Annotated in this window: 22 protein-coding genes and 2 pseudogenes; 12 read left to right on the top strand and 12 right to left on the bottom strand. The window is 71.5% G+C overall.

Going from position 1 to position 23,054, the window contains the following annotated elements; genetic code table 11:
- The first annotated feature begins 90 nt into the window (after positions 1-90).
- Positions 91-1,431 carry a class I SAM-dependent RNA methyltransferase gene (locus tag ACFVXA_RS10145; RefSeq protein WP_390024581.1) on the top strand — a complete coding sequence of 447 codons (1,341 nt, stop codon included), beginning with the start codon at positions 91-93 and terminating at the stop codon, positions 1,429-1,431.
- 251 nt (positions 1,432-1,682) lie between these two features.
- On the opposite strand, the gene ACFVXA_RS10140 is transcribed toward ACFVXA_RS10145, so the two are convergent.
- The 6 genes from ACFVXA_RS10140 to ACFVXA_RS10115 all read right to left on the bottom strand — a co-directional run bounded on the left by ACFVXA_RS10140 (position 1,683) and on the right by ACFVXA_RS10115 (position 8,362).
- Complete coding sequence (locus ACFVXA_RS10140) at positions 1,683-2,552, bottom strand: carbohydrate ABC transporter permease (protein WP_362017195.1); 870 nt, start codon at positions 2,550-2,552, stop codon at positions 1,683-1,685.
- Complete coding sequence (locus tag ACFVXA_RS10135; RefSeq protein ID WP_390024579.1) at positions 2,549-3,514, bottom strand: carbohydrate ABC transporter permease; 966 nt, start codon at positions 3,512-3,514, stop codon at positions 2,549-2,551. The genes ACFVXA_RS10140 and ACFVXA_RS10135 overlap by 4 nt, the downstream gene beginning before the upstream one ends.
- A complete protein-coding gene (locus tag ACFVXA_RS10130) occupies positions 3,508-4,848 on the bottom strand; it encodes an ABC transporter substrate-binding protein (RefSeq protein ID WP_390024577.1) in 1,341 nt (446 codons plus the stop codon). Before ACFVXA_RS10130 ends, ACFVXA_RS10135 begins: the two co-directional genes overlap by 7 nt.
- Positions 4,845-5,825, bottom strand: a complete 981-nt coding sequence (locus tag ACFVXA_RS10125) for a GNAT family N-acetyltransferase (RefSeq protein WP_362017201.1) — start codon at positions 5,823-5,825, stop codon at positions 4,845-4,847. The genes ACFVXA_RS10130 and ACFVXA_RS10125 overlap by 4 nt, the downstream gene beginning before the upstream one ends.
- 679 nt (positions 5,826-6,504) lie before the next feature.
- Complete coding sequence (locus ACFVXA_RS10120; RefSeq protein ID WP_390024575.1) at positions 6,505-7,701, bottom strand: exo-beta-N-acetylmuramidase NamZ domain-containing protein; 1,197 nt, start codon at positions 7,699-7,701, stop codon at positions 6,505-6,507.
- Between the two features lie 319 nt (positions 7,702-8,020).
- On the bottom strand, positions 8,021-8,362 hold the full coding sequence (locus ACFVXA_RS10115; RefSeq protein ID WP_390024654.1) for a hypothetical protein: 342 nt from the start codon (positions 8,360-8,362) through the stop codon (positions 8,021-8,023).
- On the opposite strand from ACFVXA_RS10115, the gene ACFVXA_RS10110 reads away from it, so the two are divergent.
- The 5 genes from ACFVXA_RS10110 (at position 8,246) to ACFVXA_RS10090 (ending at position 11,718) form a co-directional block, all read left to right on the top strand.
- Positions 8,246-8,539, top strand: a complete 294-nt coding sequence (locus ACFVXA_RS10110; RefSeq protein ID WP_390024659.1) for a hypothetical protein — start codon at positions 8,246-8,248, stop codon at positions 8,537-8,539. The two genes, ACFVXA_RS10115 and ACFVXA_RS10110, sit on opposite strands and share 117 nt — an antisense overlap.
- Positions 8,540-8,608: 69 nt before the next feature.
- The gene (locus ACFVXA_RS10105; protein WP_390024573.1) at positions 8,609-9,043 is read left to right on the top strand and encodes a helix-turn-helix domain-containing protein; all 435 of its coding nucleotides are present in this window, start codon (positions 8,609-8,611) and stop codon (positions 9,041-9,043) included.
- A gap of 48 nt (positions 9,044-9,091) precedes the next feature.
- Positions 9,092-9,502: a VOC family protein gene (locus ACFVXA_RS10100; protein ID WP_362017209.1), complete on the top strand. Its 411-nt coding sequence runs from the start codon at positions 9,092-9,094 to the stop codon at positions 9,500-9,502.
- Between the two features lie 203 nt (positions 9,503-9,705).
- Positions 9,706-10,281 (top strand): hypothetical protein, encoded by a 576-nt coding sequence (locus tag ACFVXA_RS10095; protein ID WP_383900924.1) that lies wholly within the window; start codon positions 9,706-9,708, stop codon positions 10,279-10,281.
- Positions 10,282-10,377: 96 nt separating this feature from the next.
- Positions 10,378-11,718 (top strand): hypothetical protein, encoded by a 1,341-nt coding sequence (locus ACFVXA_RS10090; protein ID WP_390024571.1) that lies wholly within the window; start codon positions 10,378-10,380, stop codon positions 11,716-11,718.
- A gap of 26 nt (positions 11,719-11,744) precedes the next feature.
- Here ACFVXA_RS10090 and ACFVXA_RS10085 read toward each other — a convergent pair.
- A pseudogene (locus ACFVXA_RS10085) lies at positions 11,745-11,861 on the bottom strand (response regulator); the annotation flags it as partial.
- Between the two features lie 29 nt (positions 11,862-11,890).
- On the opposite strand from ACFVXA_RS10085, the pseudogene ACFVXA_RS10080 reads away from it, so the two are divergent.
- Positions 11,891-12,353: pseudogene (locus ACFVXA_RS10080) on the top strand (MarR family winged helix-turn-helix transcriptional regulator).
- A 246-nt stretch (positions 12,354-12,599) separates the two neighbouring features.
- Here the strand turns inward: ACFVXA_RS10080 and ACFVXA_RS10075 are convergent.
- The 3 genes from ACFVXA_RS10075 to ACFVXA_RS10065 form a co-directional block, all read right to left on the bottom strand.
- On the bottom strand, positions 12,600-13,397 hold the full coding sequence (locus tag ACFVXA_RS10075) for an SDR family NAD(P)-dependent oxidoreductase (RefSeq protein ID WP_383738386.1): 798 nt from the start codon (positions 13,395-13,397) through the stop codon (positions 12,600-12,602).
- 411 nt (positions 13,398-13,808) lie between these two features.
- Complete coding sequence (locus ACFVXA_RS10070) at positions 13,809-15,554, bottom strand: hypothetical protein (RefSeq protein WP_390024569.1); 1,746 nt, start codon at positions 15,552-15,554, stop codon at positions 13,809-13,811.
- 97 nt (positions 15,555-15,651) lie between these two features.
- Complete coding sequence (locus ACFVXA_RS10065) at positions 15,652-16,071, bottom strand: TOBE domain-containing protein (RefSeq protein WP_362017219.1); 420 nt, start codon at positions 16,069-16,071, stop codon at positions 15,652-15,654.
- Positions 16,072-16,289: 218 nt separating this feature from the next.
- Here ACFVXA_RS10065 and ACFVXA_RS10060 point away from each other — a divergent pair, with 218 nt between their 5' ends.
- From ACFVXA_RS10060 to ACFVXA_RS10045, 4 genes are all read left to right on the top strand, one after another.
- Positions 16,290-16,679 carry a cell division protein SepF gene (locus ACFVXA_RS10060; RefSeq protein WP_362017221.1) on the top strand — a complete coding sequence of 130 codons (390 nt, stop codon included), beginning with the start codon at positions 16,290-16,292 and terminating at the stop codon, positions 16,677-16,679.
- A 398-nt stretch (positions 16,680-17,077) separates the two neighbouring features.
- Complete coding sequence (locus ACFVXA_RS10055) at positions 17,078-18,244, top strand: AAA family ATPase (RefSeq protein WP_383900938.1); 1,167 nt, start codon at positions 17,078-17,080, stop codon at positions 18,242-18,244.
- Positions 18,241-18,576 carry a nucleotide pyrophosphohydrolase gene (locus ACFVXA_RS10050; protein ID WP_362017225.1) on the top strand — a complete coding sequence of 112 codons (336 nt, stop codon included), beginning with the start codon at positions 18,241-18,243 and terminating at the stop codon, positions 18,574-18,576. Before ACFVXA_RS10055 ends, ACFVXA_RS10050 begins: the two co-directional genes overlap by 4 nt.
- A gap of 192 nt (positions 18,577-18,768) precedes the next feature.
- Positions 18,769-19,242: a DUF6099 family protein gene (locus ACFVXA_RS10045; RefSeq protein ID WP_390024652.1), complete on the top strand. Its 474-nt coding sequence runs from the start codon at positions 18,769-18,771 to the stop codon at positions 19,240-19,242.
- A gap of 878 nt (positions 19,243-20,120) precedes the next feature.
- On the opposite strand, the gene ACFVXA_RS10040 is transcribed toward ACFVXA_RS10045, so the two are convergent.
- Positions 20,121-21,044, bottom strand: coding sequence for an LLM class F420-dependent oxidoreductase (locus tag ACFVXA_RS10040; protein ID WP_362017227.1), 924 nt, complete (start codon positions 21,042-21,044; stop codon positions 20,121-20,123).
- A gap of 218 nt (positions 21,045-21,262) precedes the next feature.
- Positions 21,263-21,736 (bottom strand): DUF5990 family protein, encoded by a 474-nt coding sequence (locus ACFVXA_RS10035; RefSeq protein ID WP_389463396.1) that lies wholly within the window; start codon positions 21,734-21,736, stop codon positions 21,263-21,265.
- A 267-nt stretch (positions 21,737-22,003) separates the two neighbouring features.
- On the opposite strand from ACFVXA_RS10035, the gene ACFVXA_RS10030 reads away from it, so the two are divergent.
- Positions 22,004-22,990, top strand: coding sequence for an alpha/beta fold hydrolase (locus ACFVXA_RS10030; RefSeq protein WP_390024567.1), 987 nt, complete (start codon positions 22,004-22,006; stop codon positions 22,988-22,990).
- The last annotated feature ends 64 nt before the right edge of the window (positions 22,991-23,054 follow it).

Below are 23,054 nucleotides of genomic sequence, written 5' to 3'. Positions count from 1 at the left end.
GGACTCGTGGTGAGCGGCCGGGCGGCGTCCACGTAGACTGGTGGGCTGTTGTCCGGCCGTTCCCCCTTTCTCATCTGGAGTCACCCCGCCATGCAGGCAGAACCGAAGAAGTCGCAGGCGGGGTCGTTGGTGGGGGAGGAGTACGAGGTCGAGATCGGCCCCGTGGCCCATGGCGGCCACTGCATCGCCCGTACGAGCGAGGGGCAGGTCCTCTTCGTCCGGCACGCCCTGCCCGGCGAGCGCGTCGTCGCACGCGTGACGGAGGGCGAGGAGGGCGCGCGCTTCCTGCGCGCGGACGCGGTGACGATCCTCTCCGCGTCCAAGGACCGGGTCGAGGCGCCCTGCCCGTACGCCGGCCCCGGCCACTGCGGCGGCTGCGACTGGCAGCACGCCAAGCCGGGCGCGCAGCGCCGCTTCAAGGGCGAGGTCATCGCCGAGCAGCTCCAGCGCCTCGCGGGCCTCACGCCCGAGGAGGCGGGCTGGGACGGCACCGTGATGCCCGCCGAAGGCGACAAGCTGCCGGCGGGCGAGGTCCCGGCCTGGCGCACGCGCATGCAGTACGCGGTCGACGCCGACGGCAACGCCGGGCTGCGCCGCCACCGCTCGCACGAGGTCGAGCCCATCGAGCACTGCATGATCGCGGCGCCGGGCGTCAGCGAGCTGGGCATCGAGGAGCGCGACTGGTCCGGCATGGAGTCGGTCGAGGCGATCGCGGCGACCGGATCCCAGGACCGCATGGTGATCCTGGAGCCCCGGCCCGGCGCCCGCCTTCCCCTGGTCGAGCTGGACCGGCCCGTCTCCGTCATGCGCGTCGAGGAGCACGACGGCGGCATCCACCGCGTGCACGGCCGCGCGTTCGTGCGCGAGCGCGCCGACGGCCGTACGTACCGTGTCGGCAGCGGCGGTTTCTGGCAGGTCCACCCGAAGGCCGCCGACACCCTCGTGCTCGCCGTGATGCAGGGCCTGCTGCCGCGCAAGGGCGAGATGGCCCTCGACCTGTACTGCGGCGTCGGCCTCTTCGCCGGCGCCCTCGCGGACCGTCTGGGAGACAAGGGCGCGGTCCTCGGCATCGAGTCGGGCAAGCGCGCGGTGGAGGACGCCCGGCACAACCTCGCCGGCTTCGACCGCGTCCGCATCGAACAGGGCAAGGTCGAGACGGTCCTGCCGCGCACCGGCATCACCGAGGTCGACCTCATCGTCCTCGACCCGCCGCGCGCCGGCGCCGGCAAGAAGACGGTCGAACACCTCGCGTCCCTCGGCGCCCGCCGCATCGCCTACGTCGCCTGCGACCCGGCCGCCCTCGCCCGCGACCTGGCGTACTTCCGCGACGGCGGCTACAAGGTGCGGTCGCTGCGGGCGTTCGATCTGTTTCCGATGACTCATCATGTGGAGTGCGTCGCGATCCTTGAACCGGTCGCGAAGGGCTCTTGACCTTGCCCGCACCGTGGGCGCCGGATCTTCGGTGGCGACATCGAGGTCCTGGCTGGGCTGGGGTGGCTCGCGAGGCGGTGTGGTTGCACGGCGGATCCGCCGGTGAGGAGCATGGACAGGGCACGCCGTGCCGCGGATCGCGTTGAGGATGTGCTCGGCCGGCAGGGGGCCTGCGGTGAGGTCCATGTCGCCGGTGTGGCCGCCGATCGCGAGGATCGTCTTCGTTCTCGTGCCGGTCACGGATTCGGTCTCTACTTGAGGCCGCTGAGCATGACGCCGCGGATGTAGTACTTCTGCAGCAGCAGGAAGAGGATCAGGACCGGCAGGATGCTCAGGACGAGGCCGGCCATGACGATGGGCATCGTGCGGGTCGGGTCGACGTAGTCCTGGAGGAGCTGGATGCCGACGGGCAGGGTCATCACGTCCGGGTTGGCGGTGGAGACGAGCAGCGCCCAGATGTACTCGTTCCAGGCGTCGACGAAGGTCAGCAGCCCGAGCGTCACCATGACCGGCTTGGTCTGCGGCACCACGATCCGCCACCACACGGCGAACTCGCCGGCCCCGTCGATGCGCGCGGCCTCGAGGACCTCGTCCGGGATCGAGACCATGAACTGGCGCATCAGGAAGATCCCGAAGCCGTTGACGAGGAACGGCATGGCGAGCGCCGCGATGCTGACGGTCAGGCCCGCGCCGCCGCGCCCGAACAGGTCGTTGCCGCCCGCCAGCGGCCAGTGCACCAGGATCAGGAAGTGCGGGATGAAGAAGAGGAACGGGGGGAACATCATCGTCGACAGCACCAGGCGGAAGATGAAGTTCCGGCCGGGGAAGCGGAGTTTGGCGAGCGCGTAGCCGGCGAGTGACGACGTGAGCAACACCGATCCGGTGATCAGGGCGGTGGCGATGACGCTGTTGCGGAAGAGCACCGGCAGATCGAGCTGGTCGAACGCCGCCCGGTAGTTGGACAGGTCGAACGCCTCGGGCAGGAACCGGTACGGCAGCGTGCCGGACTCGCCGGGCCCCTTGAAGGACGTCATCACCATGTCGAGGAACGGCACCACCGTGAGTACGGCGCCGGTCACGACCACCAGATACGAGAACCACGGGAAACGGCGGCGGATCATGCGTCCTCCCCCTTGCGCCGGAAGATCCACAACTGCGCCAGGGTGACCACGAGGACCACCACGAACAGCACGAAGGCGGCGGCGCTCGCAGTGCCCCAGTCGCCGTAACTGAAGGCCTGCCGGTACATCTCCAGCGCGGCCACATTGGTCGCGTCACCCGGCCCGCCCTTCGTCATCACGATGATCAGCGCGAACGACTGCAGGCCGGTGATGAACTGGGTGATGCACACGAACAGCAGGGACGGCCGCAACAGCGGCAGTGTGATCTTCCAGAAGACGGTGACGGGCCCGGCGCCGTCGAGCGCGGCGGCCTCGTAGTACGACTCGGGAATGGACTTCAGCCCGGCGGTCAGGATGAGGATCGCCGTGCCGACCGAGGCCCAGGCCTGTACGACCACGACCGAGGGCAGCGCGGTGTCCGGGTCCTGGAGGAACGTCACCGAGCCGAGCCCGAGGGCGTTGAGGACGCCGTTGACCAGGCCGCCCGGCTCGTACATGTACTTCCATACGTTGCCGACGGCGACGACGGTCGTGACGATCGGCAGGAAGTACAGGGTGCGCCACAGCCCCTGGAACCGCAGCTTGTCGATGCAGGTGGCGACGAGCACGGAGCCGGCGAGCGCGAGGGCCACGGTGCCCAGGGCGAACAGCAGCGTATTGGTGAGGATCGGCGCCAGGAACGTCGATCCGTCCGCGAAGAGGCCGGTGAAGTTGTCCAGGCCGACCGGATCGATGTCGCCGAGCTCGAACCCGGCCCAGCGAGACATCGACAGCAGCAGCGCGAAGCCGAGCGGCAGGGTCAGGAAGACCGCGAAGAACAGCAGCGTCGGGGTCAGGAAGACATAGGCGACGACGGCCTGGTGGCGCCGGCGCCGGGTCTGGCCGCGGCCGGTGACAGCGGGCCCGGCAGACAGCCGGTCGTGCGCGGGCTCAGTCGTCTCCGGGATCAAGGTGTTCACCATGACCGCGACACCTCCTGATCGACCTGACGGCGGGTGGTGCGCAGTGCCTCGTCGACCGACTGCTGACCGGTCCACAACGCCTCGATGTTCTTGCGCAGCAGCGACTTGGCCTGCTGCGCGCCCGGCACGTTCGGCTCCGGCACCGCGTACGCCAGCGCGTCCAGGAACGGGAGCAGGTTCGGATCGCTGCCCTCGCCCAAGAGCGTCCGCATGTCGTCGGCGCGGCCGGTCAGCGAGCCGACCGACACCTGCAGGGAGCTCATCCGGGTCGCCGCCGCGCCGTTCTTGGCGCTCTTCACGCTCACCTTGTCGGTGTTGAGCCAGCGCAGGAACTCCCAGGCCTCGCGCGGGTACTTACTGGCCGCGTCGACCCCGAGCATGAAGCCGGTGGAGAGCGTGGCGCGCTTGTCGTGCGCCTCGGGGACGGGCAGCGGCGCGACGCCGACATCGCGGTAGTCCTTGCCCATCTGGGCCTTGAGGTTCCCGGTCCACCAGCCGGCGCTGACCACCATGGCCACCTGCCCCGACTGGAACGCCTTGTAGACGTTGACACCGGGGGCGCTCGCACCTTGGACGACGAGTCGGTGCTCCAGATCGAACACGGCCCGGCCGGCCGGCGAGTCGATGGCGGTGCTCCTGCCGTCCGCGGAGACGAACGTTCCGCCGGCGGCGTTGAGCAGGGCCAGCGTCTGGCCGACCGTGGTGGAGTCGTCGTACGTCGACAACCCGAACCCCTGGACCAGCGTGTTGCCGTACCGGTCCCGCTTGGCGGTGCGGTAGGCCGTCTCCTCCAGCTCCCGCCAGGTGCGCGGAGGGCCGTCGATGCCGGCCTCGCGCAGCAGCCGCTTGTTGTAGTAGAGGGCGTACGTCTGCACCTCGGTGGGGTAGCCGTAGACCTTGCCCCCCACCGACGAGGCGGCGACCGCGGCCGCGCCGTAGCCGCGTGTGATCTCCTCGGCGTGGTCGGCCGGAGCGGGCCGCAGGACGCCGGCCTGGACGAGCTGACCGTTCCACAGGCAGTACGGGTGGATGATGTCGGCGCCCTGGCCCGCGGCCTGCCGGACCATGAACGTGGTCAGCAGGTCCGTGAACTCGACGGCCTTCGTCCGCACCGTGACCCGGTCGTGAGTGGCGTTCCACTCGTCGACCGGGCCCTGCAGGGCCTCTTTGAGCGCCCCGCTCGCGTAGTGGGAGAGCAGGGTGAGGACGATCGGATCCCCGGGGCGCCCGGTGCCCTGGTGCGGCGCCGCGCATCCGGAGGCGAGCAGCGCCGAGGGGAGCGCGAGCGCGAAGTGACGCCGGCTCAGGCCGCCGGTGCGGCGTGACGGCGTCATCCGGCGGCCTCCCGGCGCATCACGCGGAACACCCGGGTCGTGGTGAAACCGGTCTTGCGGTACAGATGGCCCGCCGGGGACTGCTCGCCGGTCCACAGGAACCACGCGGAGTGCGCACGGCGCGCCCGCATCCGCTCCAGGACAAGGTGGAGCAGGACCTTGCCGAGTCCGGTGCCGCGCATCTCCTCCAGCACGCCGAACGGCCCGAACCGCTCGTCCACCGAATCGAACGTGCCGTGCATCGCCCAGCCGACCAGACGGCCCGAGGGGTCCCGGGCGACGACGATCCGGTCGAGCGGCGTGCCCGCGGCCAGACACTGCCGGATCGTGCACGCCCAGTCCGGGCCGAAGTGGTTCCCGGCGAGCGCGAACAGGTCCACCAGGTCGTCGTCGCGCGGGGTGGCGAACCGGTAGCCCCGCGCGGTCAGTTCGTCCAAGCGGCACGCGACGTCCTCCGGGAAGCGATAGCCGACCAGGCCGCGGTCCATCGCAGCCGCCTCGTACAGAGTGCGAAAGCCCAGGGACTCCAGGAGCCCGGCCGCTTCCGGGTACGCCTCGGCGTCCAGGCCGGGGAGGACGTAGTTCGGGGTGTACGAGGAGAAGTCCACCCGGGTGCGGCCGTGGCCGTGCAGCCAGTCGAGGGCGTCGGTCAGCAGCCGGCGGCCGAGGCCGCGCCCGCGGACGGCCGGGGCGACGAAGAAGAACGGGATCCAGCCCTGCTCCGGCTCCAGGTCGGTGCCGGTCATCGGCGTCTGACGGCGCACCGCGTAGGCCGCGCCGACGACACGGTCGCCGTCGACGGCGACCCGAAGCCCCTCCGGATCGAAGTTGGCGTCGAGCAGCACCAGGGAGCGGAAGCGGTCCGGGGTGATGGGGTCGGCCGGCGCACTCCGGCGCCACGCCTCCACCAACTGCGGTCCGTCACCCGCGCGAAAGCCACGAATCTCGGGCCGGGATGTCGTCGTGCGGTCGGTCATCGACGGGTTGTCCTTCCATACGCAGGTCGCGGACGGCGTCGAACGTCGCTCGCAGTGCTGCCTCGGTCTGGTGCGGATACGCTGCGCCACGGTGATCAGGGCGCAGTCCACGAGGGCGAGTTGGGCGTCGCGGCCGGTCGTCGCGGCCGGTCAACGCGCCCGAACGCCGCCCCGATTCGCGTACCACCGTGGTGAGGACGGCGTCCGCGGGGTCGGTGACGGGGCTGGGCGGGGCGTTGGTGAGGGGCGCGCGCGGCGTCGGTGACGGCAGCGGCTATCGCGCCGCGGCGGCGGGCCGGGCCGGGGACCCTGACGGTCCCGGGCGTGGTCCCCGAGTGGGACACGCCGGACACCCCGATATACACCTTGCTGTTGCTGTTGCTGTTGCTGTTGCTGTTGCTGTTGCTGTCGCTGTCGCCGACCAGCCCGGCCGCGGCCGGCGCCTCGTGGGAGTCCTCGAAGGCCGCGGGGGCAGCCCGATCGGGTAGAGCCCCTGCCGCGAATCACATACGGGGAAGCCGCTCGCGCCGACCCCGTGGGCGGGGCCGGTGGCGGGGGCCAGGGCGGCCCGGCCGACCCGGCTGCACAACAGGGCGTCCGTGGTTGGCTGTTGAGTCTGCATGAGCGTCCGCTCCTTTCAGGGGCAGAGCAGCAGGTCGCCGCGGTGGGGCAGGAGGTCTCAGGGGTAGAGCAGCACGTCGTCGCCGGCCCACCGGCCCGGCGGCGCCGGCGGATCGCACAGCGGCAGCGGGTCGTCGCCCGCGTCGACGGCGCGCCGCAACCGGTCGGACCCCCACAGCAAGTCGATGAAGTGACGGTGGCCGGTACCCTCCCCGCCTCCGTCCGTGGTGTGCCAGGCGAAGTTGTCCGGGTACAGCCGCCGCAGCGTGGTGAGCATCGCGACGGCGGTACGTACGGGGGCGAACGCCTCGCGGTCGGTGATGTGCAGCTGGACTCCGCGCAGCGCCCGTCCGGCGTGTTTGTGGAAGGTCGGTACATACCGCAGATCTCGGAAGTGCACTCCTGGCAGGGCGAGCTCGGCGAGTGAGGGCGCGAACCGCTCGTCGATGTACGGGGCCCCGACGATCTCGAAGGGCTGCGTGGTACCACGGCCTTCCGAGAGATTCGTGCCCTCGAACAGGCAGGTGCCGGGGTAGAAGGTGGCGGTGGTGGGCGTCGGGATGTTCGGCGAGGGTGCGACCCACGGCAGGCCGGTTGCAGCGGCGTCCATGGCGCGCTGCCAGCCGGCAGCCTCGATCACCGTCAAGTCGACGGCCCTGCCGGCCACTTGGGGCACGGCCGAGGCGTTGAGATGCCGGGCGAGTTCGCCGCAGGTGAGACCGTGCCGGACGGGCACCGCGGCGCGCCCGACGAAGCTGGCCCACGCCGGGTTGAGTAGCGGGCCCTCGCTGACGAGTCCACCGAGGGGGTTGGGCCGGTCGGCGACCACGAACCGTACGCCCGTACGGGCCGCCGAGACCATCAGGTCGAACATGGTCCACACGTAGGTGTAGAACCTGGCCCCGATGTCCTGCAGGTCGTACACCAGGGCGTCGACGCCGCTGTCGAGCAGCAGTTCGTCGAGGCGCTCGCCGCTGCACCGGTATGTGTCGTGGACCGGCAGGCCGGTGGTGGGGTCCGCGTGAGCGGCGTCGCTCTCGCCGGCCTGGCCGGTCCCGTGCAGCCCGTGCTCGGGACCGAACAGGGCGATGAGTCGCGCGCCGGCCTCGAGCAGCGCGGGCGCGGCCGGGCGCAGGTCGGGGAGGACGCCGGTGTGGTTGGTCACCAGCCCGAGCCGGCCAGGGCCGGCAAGTCCGGGCGACGCGTGCAGTCGTGCGATCCCGGGTGTCACCGCGACGCGATCGTCCGTGCTCATCCTTTGCCCCGTCTGCCGGTGACATTTCGAAGCGACTGTCGGAAATTTACTTGCATGTCCTGCAATTTGGCAATGAGTCAGAAACAGTTCGTGCCGAGGGCGGCCGCGGGAACGCGGGCGTCGCCGCCCCAGCGGCCGCGAAGGCGCCGTTGTAGCCGTGGCAGCCGTCGAGGACTGCAGGGTCGTTCGGTCAGCGAGGAACGCAACGGCCAGGTTCTCGCTCGTTCTGATGTGGCGTCAGGCAGGCGTTCGGCGGAGGCAGCTGTACGACGCCGTGCGCGTGATGCCGTCGGCCGAGTCCTTCGTCAGGCGCGGGTCGTCAGGACCAGAAGAACCTTGGCGGCGACGACCCGGTCGTGGGCGACGTCGAACGGGGTTGGTCCGGCCACGCGCCGTCGTCGGTCTCGCCGGCCCGTAGTGTCGCGGTGGCTCCGGATGCGGCGGCGATGTGCAGGGGGTGTCGAGGAGGTCGCTCACGAGTGACCTCGGCAGCGCCCTTGTGGCGCAGAACGGCGGTGACCAGGCAGCCGATCGGCCATGCCCCGTGACCAGGACCCGCCTGCCCGCCACGGTCGCACGGCGTGGCGGGGTGGACGGCCACCGGGGGCCCGACGGCCGGTCCCTTGCCGCCGGCTCCCCGGGCGGCGACGTGGCCGACGATCTCGTGTCCGAGCACCATCGGCTCCCGGACGGTGAAGTCGCCGACCCGGCCGTGGCGCGCTTCTCGCGGCGAAGGGCCTGGCGATCGAGGACTGGCGACTCTGCCCAGGGCAACGCCGGTGGCTGGTGGCTGGTGACTGGTGTCTGGTGGCTGGCGGCGGGGTTCAGCACGGTGTGAGGGTCCGGGCGGACGGGCGTTGGATCCCGTCACGGGCGGCGGAGAACCGAGCCGTGATGTGATGGCGCTGTGAGCCGCGCCGCAGAGGAGACCAACCGCCGCATGCTCCGGGCACGGGATGCGATGGACCGTGCCTATGCGCAGCCGCTGGACGTTCCGGCCCTGGCCCGGATCGCCCATGTGTCCCCGGCACACTTCGCGCGCACCTTCCGGGCCACGTTCGGTGAGACGCCGCACCGCTACCTGCAGCGCCGCAGGGTCGAGCGGGCGATGTTCCTGCTGCGGGAGACCGACCGCAGGGTGACGGACATCTGCTTCGAGGTCGGCTTCAACAGCCCGGGAACCTTCAGCCGCACGTTCCACGACATCGTCGGCCGGTCGCCGCGGGCGTACCGCAAGGAGGCCGGGCGAGGCGCGGCGGCGGCCGTGCCGACGTGCTTCACGATGGCGTGGATGCGGCCGAGCGCCGCACCGTCCGCACTGCCCATACCGTCCGTCGACTGAGCGGTTTTGGATAAGTTCTCGTCCGGCTCCCTCGGTAGCGTGAGGCACATGTTCAACGCCATCACGCACTCACAGATCTATGTCCTCGACCAGGACGAGGCCCTCGACTTCTACGTCGGCAAGCTCGGCCTGGAGGTCAGCGCCGACGTCGACCTGGGCTTCATGCGCTGGCTGACCGTCAGCGTCCCCGGGCACCCGGAGCGCCACATTCTGCTGGAGAAGCCGGGGCCCCCGGCGATGTCCGAGGAGACGGCGCAGCAGGTCCGCGAACTGCTGACCAAGGGGGCCACGGGTGGTCACCTCATCTTCAGCACGGACGACTGCCGCAAGACGTACGAGACGCTGCTGGGCCGCGGCGTGGAGTTCACCGAGGAACCCACCGAGCGTCCGTACGGAATCGACTGCGGCCTGCGCGACCCCTTCGGCAACAGCATCCGCTTCACCCAGCCGAGCGCCTGAGACGGTTCGACGGCCCGGTCGACTTCGGCCGCCAGATGGAGCTCGGCGGCCCGCCGTGTGAGTGACTCTTCGCCCCCGGAGCCGCTGTCACCCGATCGGCCGACCCCGCGTGGCGGAGCCCCCGGTCGGGGCACAGGCTCGTAGTCGCCTCGGCGTTCGCCGTATCGGGCGGGCAGCCGCCGACACCTCTCAGGGGGTCGACCATGAGTCAGGACGCCTCGCAGCCGTCAGGGCCGCCTCCACCCGGCACCGGTTCGGGGGGAACCCCGGGTTCGGGAGCAGCCCCGGGTGCGGCGGGGGGAACCCCGCCGGCCGGTGACGACAGGCCGCTCTGGGGGCAAGGGGCCGGGAAGCCCGCGGGTGCGGGCGGCTCCGGAGGTGTGCCGCCGTCCGGCGGGAGCGCCTGGGCGGCCGGCGGGGTCACCTTCGCGGGCATCCTCCTGCTGATGAACGGCATCCTCGCCGTCCTCCAAGGCATCTCCGCCATCGCCAGGGACGACGTGTACGCCCGCGTGCACGATTACGTCTACCGGATCAACCTCACGGGCTGGGGCTGGATCCTGGTGATCCTGGGCGCGGTCGTCGCCGTCACCGGCGCGGGGATCCTCAAGGGCGCCGCGTGGGCACGCCTCACCGGCATCCTGGTGGCCTCGCTGAGCATCATCGCCCAGTTCCTGTTCCTGCCGTACGCGCCCCTGTGGGGGCTCGTCATGATCGCCATCGACTTCTTCGTGATCTGGGCGCTGGCCGCCTACAAGCCCGACGTCGCGCGGGTGTGAACGCCGTGGTTTCATGGAGCGGCTTCGAACCACCACTCCGCACCGTCGCCCTCCGTATCGACGGATCCGGCCCCGCGGTGGACATCGAGGTGCGCCGTGGGTGACGCGGTGGGTGGTCACGACGCGCAGCGGGAGCTCGCCGATCTGCGGGCCAGGGTCGCGGAGCTGGAGAAGCGGGATGTCCCGGCGGCCTCCCGGGACCGGCATCGGATGCGGGCGCTGCTCGCCGCCCTGTTGATCTTCCTCGCCGCCGTACTCACCCCGCTGAGCGCGGTCGCGGCCTGGACGAGCGACGAGATCGGGGACACCGACCGGTACGTGGCGACCATGGAGCCCCTCGCCTCCGACCCGGACGTGCAGGCGGCCGTCGCCAACCGGGTGACCGGCGCGGTGATGCAGCGACTCGACCTCCAGACGCTCCTCTCCTCGGTCGCCCCCGCCGACCGGCCACGCCTCGGCAAGGCCCTGGACGCGCTGAGCGGACCGCTCACCTCCGGACTCGAGGAGTTCGTGCACAGCACGGCCCAGAAGTTCGTCAGCAGTGACGCGTTCGCCACCCTGTGGACCCAGCTCAACAGGAGGGCGCACGCCGCCGCCGTGAAGGCCCTGACGGGGAGCGGCGGCGGCGCGGTGAAACTCACCGGCGACGCCGTGGTCATCGATCTCGCACCCGTCATCGACCAGGTCAAGCAGGCGCTGGTCGACAAGGGCCTCACCGTGGCGTCGAAGATCCCCGAAGTGCACACGGACTTCACGGTCATGACCTCCGAGGCCGTCGGCAAGGCCCAGAAGGGCTTCCGGCTGCTGCAACTCGCCGGGTTCTGGCTGCCGGTGCTGACGCTGCTGCTCGCGGCGGCGGGTGTGGTCACCGCCGTCCGCAGACGCCGGGCCCTCGTCGCGGCCGCCCTGGCCGTGGCGGCCGGCGCCGCGCTCCTCGCACTCGGGCTCTGGGTCGCCCGCGCCCTGTACCTCGACAGTCTGCCCGCCAAGGTCTCCCAGGCCGCCGCGGGAACCGTCTTCGACACCCTGGTCCGCTACCTGCGGACGACGGTACGCATGGTGATCACCCTCGGTGTCGTCGTCGCCCTGGCGGCCTGGCTGACCGGCGACGGCCGGGCGGCCTCCCGGGTCAGGACCGCCTGGACCGGTGGCATCGACGCCGTACGCGAGGCGACGGGCTTCGAGGCGGGCGGGATCGGAGCGTGGGTACGCCGGTCCAAGTCCTGGCTCGACTGGACGGTGGTCGCCGTCGCGGCCGCGACCCTGATCGCCTGGGACCACCCGACCGGCGCCGTCACCCTCTGGATCGCGCTGGGAGCCCTGTTCGCCCTCGCCCTGATCGAGTTCCTCGACGACCGGCGAGGTGAGGGCGCCGAGGTGGGCGGCGGTGTGGGGCACCCACATCCACCGCGCGATGACCAAGCTCGGCGCCCGTGACCGCGCTCAGTCAGGGGGCTGACCACCTCGAACGTGGTGAGGATGAGGACACGCGTGGCCGACAGATCCGGGTCGGCGCAGATGGTGGCCGTGGCGCTGAGACCGTCGGTGCCGGGCATACGGATGTCCATCAGGACGACGTCGCGCCCCGGCCTCGACCGACATCGTGGACATCGAGGGTGCCCTCAATCGCATCTCCTATTTATTTGAGCGGCCGCGTCCGGCAGCACGACCGCCTGATGGCTCTGGCCGGAGTGTCGCTGGACCGCGCGGCCGTGGCGCTGCTGCGGCAGATCGCCGACGCCGAGCCGATGCGTCCCGGCGAGCTGGCCGATCTGCTGGCCGTGGAGGCGTCCCATGTCACCCGGCAGGTGCAGCACTTGCAGAAGGCCGGTTACGTGACCCGCGTGCCGGACCCGGACGACCGCCGCGCCCAGCTCATTCGGATCACCCCGACCGGCCAGGCCGTGATCGAACGGGTCCGCGAGGCGAGCTGCCGGGGTATGCGGGTCGCCCTGAAGAACTGGTCCCCGGACGAGCTGGGGCAATTGGCCACGCTGTTCCACCGGATGGTCGACGACTTCTACTCCGCCGAGGACGCGGACGTCACGGGCGAGGCGGTGTCGCCAGTCTGAGGGCGTTCTCGCCGCGTCCGCACGCAAGGAACCCAGTGAGTGCCGGTTTCCCCCGGGCGCCGGTCCGGTCCGAAACCCGGCCCCGACGCGAAGGTCCTGCCAGGCCGAACGGTCTGTCCGCCGGTCCTTCGGTTGCTGGGTCCATCGGTCATGGACGGGTCGCCGCCGCCGACGACGCGGCGGCGGCCGTCGAACTGCTGACGACCACCCTGGAACCGGCGGTACGACTCGACGCCGTCCCCCCGCCTAGACGCTGTACCCCCCGTCCACGCCCAGCGCCTGCCCGGTGATGAAGTCCGCGCGGTCCGAGGCCAGGAACGCGACCGCCTCCGCGATGTCCGTCGCGTCGCCGAAGCGGCGCAGCGGGATGTTGCGGCGGGTGATCTCCAGTGCCGCCTCGTCGAGTTCGCCGGAACTGATCAGACGGGCGGCGATGCCATCGGTCAGCATGCCGGGGCCCACACAGTTCACGCGGACCCCGTACCGCCCCTCCTCGGCGGCGAGTGCCCGGGCGACCGCCTCGACCGCCCCCTTCGTGCCCGACGAGAGGCCGTCGCGGACGGGGAACCGGCGGGTGGCCACGGTGGTGACGGCGACGATGTTGCCCCGGCTCTCCCGCAGCGGGGACAGCGCGGGATGGACCAGGTTGAAGAACGCCCCGGCGTCCGCGTCGAGTTGGGCGCGGTACTGGCTCGGCGTGACCCTGCTCAGGTGCACCATCGGCACGTGCGGGCCCGCCGCGTACACGAGGGTGTGGATGCCGTCGAACGCCGACACCGCCTCGGCCACGGCCGCCGCCGTGGCCGACTCGTCCGCCAAGTCGAGCCGCAGCGCCAGTACTTGACGTCCGTACTCCTTGACCTCGGCGCAGAGCGAGTCGGCCGCGGCCCGGCGCGCGCGATAGGTGAACACCACGTCGCTGCCCCGCCCGGCGAGCGTCCGTACGATCGCCGCGCCGATGGCGCCCGTGCCACCCGCGACGAACGCGGCGCCGGGCCGCCCGGAAAAATCGCCGGCGCTGGAACAACTCTGGTTATCCGCCATGGTGTTCACCGCCTCAAGGACATGGCGCCGACGACCTTCATGACCGAGCCGGCCGCCCCTCCGGTCTGGATCCGGACGATGCGCGAGCCCGCGTACGCCCGGGTGATACGTGCGCCGTGCACAGCCTGGTGATACGTGCACCGCGCGCGGCCGGGTGATACGTGCGCCATGCTCGGCCGGTGGTACCCGCGCCCGCATACCGCCGGTGAAACCCGCGCCCGCGTACGGCCGCCGGCCGTACGCGTACAGCCCGGCGATGGGGTATTCCAGCACGTCGTCCCAGCCGCCGGAAGATGCGGGCGGCGATTCGGCGATTCGGTGATCGCCCGGGCGGTCTGCGCCCGCGCGCCCGCGCGCCTCTGCGCCACGCGAGTGACCTGCCTCATGTCAGCCAGGGGCGTTGACGGACCGTCAGGGAGTGAGGGCCGACAGGCGGACGTCCGCGCTCGACAGCGTCATGGGCGACGCCGATACGGCCCGTACGCGGATGCGGGTGCCCGCCTTCGGGAGCTGGAACTTTCCGTCGGGCGGCAGGAGGTGGTAGCTGGCCGAGCCATGACCGGGCAGCGTGGCCGGGCCGGCCACGACGGTCCAGTAGCGGCTCATCCCCTGGCCCGTGGTCAGCGTGAAGTGAGGGCTCAGGGCCGCGCCGCCGAGGTTGGTGACGCGGACGGTGAGCTCGGTGACCGCCGCTCCGCTGGTCCGGCGTGCGCCGACGACGTCCATACGAAGCGGCGGTGACCCCGACACGGCCAGGGTCACCGCCGTCGCGGCCGGGGCCAGCAGCAGCGCGGCCGCGGCCACCCGGGCGCCCCGCTTGTGCGGGCCGCGCAGGAAGGCGGGGCGGGGCTGCCATGCCGCGGTGAAGGACTGCCAGGGCGCGGTGACGGCCGCGGCCAGCCACAGCGGGGTCATCATCAGGTAGTAGCCGTCCTGGGAGCGCGTCGCCACATAGAACGCGCACCAGGGGAGCACCGTCGCGGCAGGCCCCAGCCGCCGTACGAAGAGCACGAACAGGCCCAGCAGGCCGGCGGCCAGCAGCAGGCTCGCATGCGAGTACCAGGCCAGCCGGTCGCTGCCGTCGGTGAAGTAGAGCGAGATGCCGACCAGGCCCTGGCCGTGGATGTTGGCCTTCTGGGTGAGCGGGAGCGCGATACCGGAGATCCATGAGCGGGGCTCGGTCACGATGAAGTACGCGTTGATCGCCAGCCAGGTCGCGGCGGCCACGCCGACGATCCGGCCCACGGCGACCGCCGCCGCGCGCGGGCCGAATTCCCCGCGGCGCAGCGCGTAGACCCCGGCGAGCAGGAACGGCGTGAGGAACCAGGGAAGTTGCTGGGCCGCGCAGGCCGCGCCCAGGCACACCGCCCGCACCAGGTCGCCCCGGCCGCCGCGCCCCAGCCGCGGCCAGCCGACCACCACCGGGATGAGCAGGGCGCAGGCGACGATCGCCGGATAGCCCAGCCGGGCGTACGCCGGCAGCAGACCGAGACCGAGGCAGACCAGCGTGGCCGCGGAACGCCACGGCACCGGCAGCATCCGCCACATCACGATCGCGCTCACGATCAGGGACCCGGTGCTGACCGTCGTCGCCGCGAGCTGGCCATGGCCGATCCACAGCAGCGGCGCGGTGAGCATCAGGGGCAGCGGCGGATAGCCGTACGTGTAGTCGTAGCCGCCGTCCATGGTGGTGGTGAGGGCGACGCCGTGTCCGAAGAGCCAGGGCCACGGTCGCCCGTAGACCTGGTGGCCGGCGAGGAACTCGTGAGCGGCCTGGGTGGTGAGGACCGACTCGTCACTGCCGTGGTGGCTCATGATCAGCCCGCACACGCCGAGCGTCACGGCGGTCACCAGGACGACCAGGTCCAGTCGGCTCAGCGAACGGGCGCGGCGTACCACCAGGGTCAGGACGCCCGTCACCAGGATCGAGGCATAGCAGAGCGAGATGACCGCGGCCACGAGGAGCCGGTGGCTCGCGGCCGACGTCCACAGGGCGCGCGTCCCGATGAAGAGGCTGATGTCCGCGAGCAGGGTCAGGACACGGTGCCATTGGGCGGGCGCCTCGTCGGGGTGCCACTGCGCGGGCGCCCTGTCGGACGATGCCTTCGAGGGGGCCTGCCGACCGGTGGGCGACGGCCTGGTTTCTGCCAAGTACACGGCTCCAGACGGTAATTCCCGCAGGTGAGCGGCGCGCGACTGGACGTGAAGAGTCCGGTGTGAGACAGGTAAGAAGCGCGGTCGCCCGTCCGGCGTGTCAGGCGTTGGACAGGGAGACCTCGGTGGACTTGATCAGCGCCACGACCTCGGCACCCGTGGTCAGGCCGAGATCCGCGACGGCGTCCTTGGTGATCGCGGAGGTCAGCTCGCCGCCCGCGATGTCGACCTTGACGCGGGCCATGGCTCCGCCGCCGGTGACGTCGGTGACCGTGCCCGGCAGCTGGTTGCGGATGCTCACTCCGGACACCGGGCCGGAGGCCAGGGACACCTCTGTCGACTTGATCAGGGCGCGCACCGTGGACCCGGACGCCAGGCCCAGGTCCTCGACGGCCTCCAGGGTGACGGCCGCGGTGATCTCCTGGCCGCCGTCGAGACGGACCTTCACCGTCGCCATCACCTCGCCCGGAGTGACGGAGGTGACGGTTCCGGGCAACTGGTTGCGGATGCTCAGGCTCATGGGGGGCGGCCTCGATTGTTCTGTGGGGGACTGGATTTGTTGTGTGGGGGACTGGATTGCCGCGTGGGGCGATGATTTTGAACGGCTTTGTCCAGTTTGCCGCATACCCCGCTCCCGCGACCGCGTCGCGGACCGTGTCGCTGTTGAGCCGAACGGGTGACCATGCGTAAGAATTGCCCGGTGCAGACAACGAGTGCGAGCCAGGACGGGGTGGGGCCTTGAACAGCCACGACGTCACCGATGAACAGTGGGAGGGGCTCGCCCAGGTCGTTCCGTTGCGGGGCCGGGACGCGTGGCCGTCCGCGGTCGACCACCGGTCGATACCCGAGGCCGAGACCGAGGCCCGCCGCCGCTTCGTGGTCCAGCGGGTCAATGTCTTCGCGGACGCCCGCGAGGTCGCCGAGACCCTGATGGCGGGCATCCCCGTACTCCTCGACCTGACCGGCGCGGAGACCGAGGTCGCCAAGCGGGTGCTGGACTTCAGCACGGGCGTGGTCTTCGGCCTCGCCAGCGGCATGCACCGGGTCGACCGGAACGTGTTCCTGCTGACACCACCGGGCACCGAGGTGCGCGGGCTGATGGAAGGAGCGGGGGTTCCTGGCGTGTGATGCGGGGCGAGCCGGGGTCGGGCAGCCGGGAGCCAGCTTCATGGATCCGGGGGGCGGGTTTCCGGTCTCCGGGGTCGCGGCGTCTGACTCCGGGGATGGCGGCGTCGGCCTCCCGGGGTGGCAGGTTTCAGGTGGCCGGGGTGGCGGGGTCTGGCTCCCGGGTGTGACGGGTTTCGTTTGCCGGGGCGGTGGTGGGGTCTGGCTCCCGGGGTCGGGTTCCGTTTGCCGGGGTGGCGGGGTCTGGCTCCCGGGGTCGGGTTCCGTTTGCCGGGGTGGCGGGGTCTGGTCTCCGGGGTGGCGGGTTCAGGTCCCCGCGAAGACGCGTTCCGGTCCCTCGATCGTAGGAAGGTCTCCCGAGCGGAACGATTCGCTCGGTCGTGGAGAACTATCGTCCGCATATGACCGTGTCTTCCGTGACCTCCCCGGAGGCCCCCGCGGCGGCGGAGGCGCGCCCCGACCGCCCGGGCGTCACCGAACTGCGGCTCGCCGCCTTCGCCACGCACCGCCGCGTCCGGTTCCCGCTCGGACCGCTCACCCTCGTCGCCGGTCCCAGCGGCAGCGGCAAGACCACCGCGCTGCGGGCGTACGAGGCGCTGGCGCGGCTCGGTGGCGGCGCCACCCTCGCCGAGGTGTTCCCGGACCCGGTCACCTGCGTACCGGAACGGGCCAGACCGGATGCCCAGCACCGCCGAGGCTTCCGCATCGGCTGCACGGTGGACGGCCCCGAGGGCCCCGTGCGGCTCGACATCGCCGTACAGGCCGAGCCCGAACTGCGCATCGTCGGCGAGCGGTTGACGGCGGGCGGGCAGACCCTGCTGGAGACGGCGCTGCGCGATCCGGGCCGCCCGGTCGTGCAGGCGGCCTGGCACACCGCGGGCTCCTCCGCGGTGACCCGGGGCCCGCTCCCCGACGACCGGCTGGGCACCGCGCTCCTGCCACTGCGCGTCGCGGGCCGGACCGCCGGTGAGCGCCAAGTCCTGGCCGCCGCCGAGCAGATGGTTCTGGCCCTGCGGTCGGTCTACACCTGCGACCCGAGCCCGCACCGCATGCGCCCCGCCGCCCCGGTCGGCGCGGGCCGCCTGCTGCGGGGCTGCGACAACCTGGCCGAAGTCCTGTGGCGTACGAGGTCGGAGTGCGCCCACCGCTACGCGCATCTGGTCGCGGCGGTACGGGCCGGATGCGCGGGTCCGGTCGCGGACGTGGCGGCCGAACCGGTCGGTGACGGCACGATCCGCGTGTTCCTCGACCGCGGCGACGGCGTCCGTACGCACCTCGGGCTGCTCGGGGACGGCGAGTTGCGGTATCTCGCCCTGGCCCTGGTGCTGCTCACCGGGCCCGGCGTGCTGGAGGTCGACCAGGCGGGCGAGGTCCCCGCGGCACTCCAGGCACTGACGGTCCTGGCCGACGGCTTCGACCGCTGCCTGGACGCCAGGCAGGCCGGGGAGCTGATGCGGCTGGCGGCGCGGATGTGCGAGCGCGGGCACATCCGGCTGGTGGGCACGGTGAGCGACGCCTCCTGCGCCTTCGGGGTGGCCGGGGCCACAGTGGTAGACCTTGAACCGTGACAGAACTGGACGTGGCGAAACTGCAGCGCAGACTGGCCGAGTTCGCAGCCGCGAGGAACTGGCAGCCGTACCACACCCCCAAGAACCTGGTCGCCGCCCTGAGCGTCGAAGCCTCCGAACTGGTGGAGATCTTCCAGTGGTTGACGCCGGAGGAGTCGGCCCGGGTCATGGACGACGCGGACACCGCCCACCGCGTCACCGACGAGGTCGCGGACGTCCTGGCGTATCTGCTCCAGCTGTGCGAGGTGCTCGGGATCGACCCGTTGGCGGCGCTCGACGCGAAGATCGACCGGAATGAGCGGAGGTTCCCGGCGCCGGGAGCCGACTCGTGACGGGGGCGGCGATCCTGGAGAACAACGACCGTTGTCACTCTCCGAAGTCAGTGTGTTGTCCACACTCAACTCCGTGTCCACAGATTTCGGGCTTCCTCTGGCTTTTCGTCCCACGGACCTTCACTCTGGGTAGTGGACAACGGAGTTCGGGCGGACGTGCGACAAGCGCGTCGGGACAGACGGGGGCAGCGCATGGACGCGGTGCGGCTCATCGTGGCGAGCAGGCGTGCCCTGGCGGAGAGCGGTGACACCCCGGAGGTGATGGCGGAGGCGTGGCAGGCACATTCCCTGGCCCAGGCGATAGGCAGCCGCTTCGCGGTCTCCGGGCCCCCTGAACTGCGGGGCGAGGCCCTCGGCCTGACCGAGCTGGCGGGACGCGGCTGCGGCGTCCTCGAGGCCCCCAGCCTCGACATCGGCGCCTTACGCGCCGCCCAGCTCACCGGGTTGGGCGATGCCCGCGAGGCGCTCCTCTGCCTCGGCAGCCTCCTTGGCGAGGTCGGCATCGCCCTCGTCGGAGTCGCCTGCGCGGCCGACGACGAGGGCACCTACTGGCAGTGCATGGAAGCCATCGACGCGGCCGACGAGTCCAGGGACCGGGTCATAGAAATGCTGAGACGTCTGGCGGTCCGGGACCAGAAGAGCCTGGTGGAACGAGACTTGGCGTAGCGGAGCCTCGGCCCGTCCGGCGTCCGAGGGCGATGCCGTTCAGGCCGAGGGGGGTCTGGGGCGCAGCCCCGAGGTACGGGACGGGTAGGGGCGGAGGGGGAGAAAAACGCTGTCTCGGCGCGCCCGCCTCAGGCCTGGTCACCCTCGTCGGAAAGCCCGGCCCGCACCTCGGAAGCCATCCCGGGCCGCCCCCCTGACGGAACTTCGGGCCGCGCCCCGGTGGGAACTCCGGGCCGCCCACCGGTGGGAACTTCGGGCCGCGCCCCAGAAGGAACTCCGGGCCGCCCACCGGAAAGATCCGCGTCCAACTGGGACAGGTCCGCGTTGAGCGCGGCCATCAGCTCCTCCATTTGCTGAAGCAGCCCCTTCGGCTGTGCGGGCGTCCCCTCCTGTGGCACGGCTTCCTGGGACACGACGGCCTCCTCGGCCCCCGGGAAGGAGGGCCACTGATGAGCGTGACGCCCCGGCGACCGCCGGCGACGGGTGCCGGGCGGTCCGGCTCCGCCCGAGCCAACGATCACCACCGACCCGAGTCACTGGCATGGCCCCGCCCCGACACACCGGGTTGACGGATTTCACCCGGCCGGGGACGGGAGCGCTCAGCGGAACCGACGGGGTTGACCAGGGGGCCGATCGACCGATGTGACCGGCCCAGGCCGCCCCCGGCCCCCGCCCCAACCCCCGGCGCCCAGAGCGGGACCCTGGCCCCCCGCGCGGGCCCCTGGGCTCGCCTCTGCCGTCCAGCGCGGGACCCTGGGCTCGCCTCTGCCGTCCAGCGCGGGACCCTGGCCTCACCTCTGCCCTCCAGCGCGGGCCCCTGGCCTCAACCCCTGGCCTCACCCCCTGGCCCCCAGCGCCGGCCCCCGCTCGTCGTCGGCCTACCCGAGCTGGGGCATCACCTCGGACGCGATCAGCTCGAGATGATCCAGGTCGTCGAGGTCCAGCATCTGGAGATACATGCGCTGCGACCCGACGCCCTCGTACTGAGCGATCCGCTCGACGACTTCCGCCGGCGAACCCGCGAGCCCGTTCGCCTTCAGCTCCTCGACCTCCCGCCCGATGGCGTCGGCCCGACGCTTCACCTCGGCGTCGTTCCTCCCGACACAAGCGACGAGCGCGTTGGAGTACACCAGCTCGTCACCCTTTCGCCCGGCCTGCTCGGCGGCCGCGCGCACCCGGGCGAACTGCTGCTCCGTGTCGGCGAGGGAGGCGAAGGGCATGTTGAACTCGTCGGCGTAGCGTGCCGCGAGCGCGGGGGTCCGCTTGGCCCCGTGGCCGCCGATGAGGACGGGCACCTTCGACTGCGCGGGCTTCGGCAGCGCGGGCGAGTCCTTGAGCTGGTAGTACGTCCCGTCGTAGGAGAACCGCTCGCCGACGGGCGTGGCCCACAGCCCGGTGATGACGGCGAGTTGCTCTTCCAGACGGGCGAACTTCTCCTTGGGGAACGGAATGCCGTATGCCTCATGCTCGGTGTCGTACCAGCCGGCCCCGAGGCCGAGTTCCACCCGGCCGCCCGACATCTGGTCGACCTGCGCGACCTGGATCGCGAGGACGCCGGGCAGCCGGAAGGTCGCGGCGGTCATCAGGGTGCCGAGGTGGATGCGGCTGGTGTCACGGGCGAGACCGGCCAGCGTGATCCATGCGTCGGTGGGGCCGGGGAGGCCGCTGACGGACCCCATGTGCAGGTAATGGTCCGAGCGGAAAAAGGCTCCGTAATTGAGGTCTTCAGCGGCCTTGGCGACGCGGAGCAGCGTCTCGTAGGTCGCCCCTTGCTGCGGTTCTGTGAAGACTCGAAGATCCATGCATCCATCATGCACCGGTCACCACAACGGCCCCACTGTGAACCGCTGTCACACCCGTAACCCGGGACACGCGTCCTCGGCGGCATTGGGCGCATTGGCGGGAGTGGCGGCATCGGTGGGAGTGGCGGCATGGCTCGGCAGGAGCGCGGAGCCGTTCAAGCGTTCGGGCGAACCCGGCTTCCGTCCCCGCTTCCGGCGGGTCCGGCGGGTCCGGCGGGTCAGGCAGGTCCGGCGGGTCCGGCGGTCCAAGTGATCCTCGGGGGCTCGACCCGCGCGCACAGCGGGTTGCCGCAGGCGTCGGTCAGGCCGAGGCGTCCGACCAGCAGACCGTCGCGGGCGGCCGCGGCGAGTACGTCGGCGGGCACGGCGTCCAGCATCAGCTTGGCCCGGCGGAACATCGAGAAGACGCCCGACTCGTCGACCGTGCCCCACGACAGGTAGATGAACCGGCGGCCCAGCCGGTCCTGGACGTAGGGGCCTTTCACGTCGGTGCCGGTCGGCGAGGCGGTCGCCGTGCACTCCAGGGTCCAGGTCGCGGACGCGGCGTCGCCGGGGTGCGGTTCGAGGAGTTCGGCGGGACGGTCGCGGCGTTGTACGGCGACGTGGATGTTGCCGTACACGGCGACGTCGCCGTCGGCGGGCGCCGGGCAGGTGAGTCCGGGCAGATCGACGGCTTCGATACGGATGCGCATACCGGCCATCATCCCCGGGCGGACGTGGCCCTCGTACGGCGGGCGGTTCAGCACGCAGCCGATTTGCCGAACCGGCAACAAGCCTCGCGGCAGCCACGCGCTTGTCACAGGATCGGAATCGATCTGGCCCAGGACGGACAGCGAACCGCGAAGGGCTCACTCATGACGCAACTGACCACGCTGCGAAGGACTCACCCATGACGCAGCCGACCATGCCGCGAAGGACTCACCCATGACGCAGCCGACCACGCCGCGAAGGACGCACCCATGACGCAGCCGACCACGGACCTCACCCACCGGCTGGTCTCCTCGCCGGGGGGCCGGATCCATCTGGTCGAGCAGGGCACCGGACCGCTGGTGCTGCTCGTGCACGGATTCCCGGAGTCCTGGTACTCCTGGCGCCATCAACTGCCGGCCCTGGCCGCGGCCGGGTACCGCGCGGTCGCCATCGACGTCCGCGGTTACGGCCGTTCGTCCAAGCCCGATGCCACGGACGCGTACCGCATGCTCGAACTGGTCGCGGACAACGCGGCGGTCGTGAGTGCTCTCGGCGAGCGGCAGGCGGTGATCGTGGGGCACGACTGGGGGTCGGCCATCGCCGCCGACTCCGCCCTGATCCGGCCGGACGTCTTCCGCGCCGTCGGGCTGCTCAGCGTCCCCTACGCCCCGCGGGGAGGTCCGCGGCCCAGTGAGATCTTCGCGCAGCTGGGCGGGCCGGAGGGAGAGGAGTTCTACGTCTCCTACTTCCAGGAGCCCGGCCGCGCCGAAGCGGAGATCGAGCCCGACGTACGCGGCTGGCTCGCGGGCTTCTACGCCGCCCTGTCCGCCGACACCATGCCCGGACCCGGCGCACCCGACCCGCACTTCGTCACCGGCGGCGGGCGGCTCCGCGACCGTTTCCCCACCGGGCCGCTGCCCGCCTGGCTCGGCGAGAATGATCTCGACGTCTACGCCGGGGAGTTCGAGCGGACCGGCATGACCGGGCCGCTCAACCGATACCGGAACATGGACCGCGACTGGGAAGACCTCGCCGGCTACGACGGTGCCGCCCTCACCCAGCCGTCGCTCTTCCTCGGCGGCGGCCTGGACGCCTCCACCACATGGATGGCCGACGCCATCGAGGCGTACCCCACCACCCTGCCCGGCCTGGTCTCCTCCCACATCCTCGACGGCTGCGGCCACTGGCTCCAGCAGGAGCGCCCGGCCGAGACCAACCGCCTCCTGACTGACTGGCTCACCTCCCTGCCCTCCTGACCAGCCTCTCCCTCTCTCCCTGTCGCGCGCTCGCCCTCGCCCGTCAGCTGTCGGGGATGCCCGG

Origin of the sequence: Streptomyces sp. NPDC058246 (genome assembly GCF_042881985.1) — a bacterium.
Taxonomy (GTDB): Bacteria; Actinomycetota; Actinomycetes; order Streptomycetales; family Streptomycetaceae; genus Streptomyces.
Note: the sequence above shows the minus strand (reverse complement) of the source record. Positions and strands in the feature narration are given on the sequence as shown.

Bases quoted from the DNA above. Each gene is read 5' to 3' on its own strand.
- ACFVXA_RS10030 (WP_390024567.1), top strand. From the start codon at position 22,004: ATGACGCAGCCGACCACGGACCTCACCCACCGGCTGGTCTCCTCGCCG.
- ACFVXA_RS10040 (WP_362017227.1), bottom strand. From the start codon at position 21,044: ATGGATCTTCGAGTCTTCACAGAACCGCAGCAAGGGGCGACCTACGAG.
- ACFVXA_RS10075 (WP_383738386.1), bottom strand. From the start codon at position 13,397: ATGGCGGATAACCAGAGTTGTTCCAGCGCCGGCGATTTTTCCGGGCGG.
- ACFVXA_RS10035 (WP_389463396.1), bottom strand. From the start codon at position 21,736: ATGCGCATCCGTATCGAAGCCGTCGATCTGCCCGGACTCACCTGCCCG.
- ACFVXA_RS10120 (WP_390024575.1), bottom strand. From the start codon at position 7,701: ATGAGCACGGACGATCGCGTCGCGGTGACACCCGGGATCGCACGACTG.
- ACFVXA_RS10125 (WP_362017201.1), bottom strand. From the start codon at position 5,825: ATGACCGACCGCACGACGACATCCCGGCCCGAGATTCGTGGCTTTCGC.
- ACFVXA_RS10055 (WP_383900938.1), top strand. From the start codon at position 17,078: ATGACCGTGTCTTCCGTGACCTCCCCGGAGGCCCCCGCGGCGGCGGAG.
- ACFVXA_RS10145 (WP_390024581.1), top strand. From the start codon at position 91: ATGCAGGCAGAACCGAAGAAGTCGCAGGCGGGGTCGTTGGTGGGGGAG.
- ACFVXA_RS10065 (WP_362017219.1), bottom strand. From the start codon at position 16,071: ATGAGCCTGAGCATCCGCAACCAGTTGCCCGGAACCGTCACCTCCGTC.
- ACFVXA_RS10100 (WP_362017209.1), top strand. From the start codon at position 9,092: ATGTTCAACGCCATCACGCACTCACAGATCTATGTCCTCGACCAGGAC.
- ACFVXA_RS10045 (WP_390024652.1), top strand. From the start codon at position 18,769: ATGGACGCGGTGCGGCTCATCGTGGCGAGCAGGCGTGCCCTGGCGGAG.
- ACFVXA_RS10130 (WP_390024577.1), bottom strand. From the start codon at position 4,848: ATGACGCCGTCACGCCGCACCGGCGGCCTGAGCCGGCGTCACTTCGCG.
- ACFVXA_RS10095 (WP_383900924.1), top strand. From the start codon at position 9,706: ATGAGTCAGGACGCCTCGCAGCCGTCAGGGCCGCCTCCACCCGGCACC.
- ACFVXA_RS10140 (WP_362017195.1), bottom strand. From the start codon at position 2,552: ATGATCCGCCGCCGTTTCCCGTGGTTCTCGTATCTGGTGGTCGTGACC.
- ACFVXA_RS10135 (WP_390024579.1), bottom strand. From the start codon at position 3,514: ATGGTGAACACCTTGATCCCGGAGACGACTGAGCCCGCGCACGACCGG.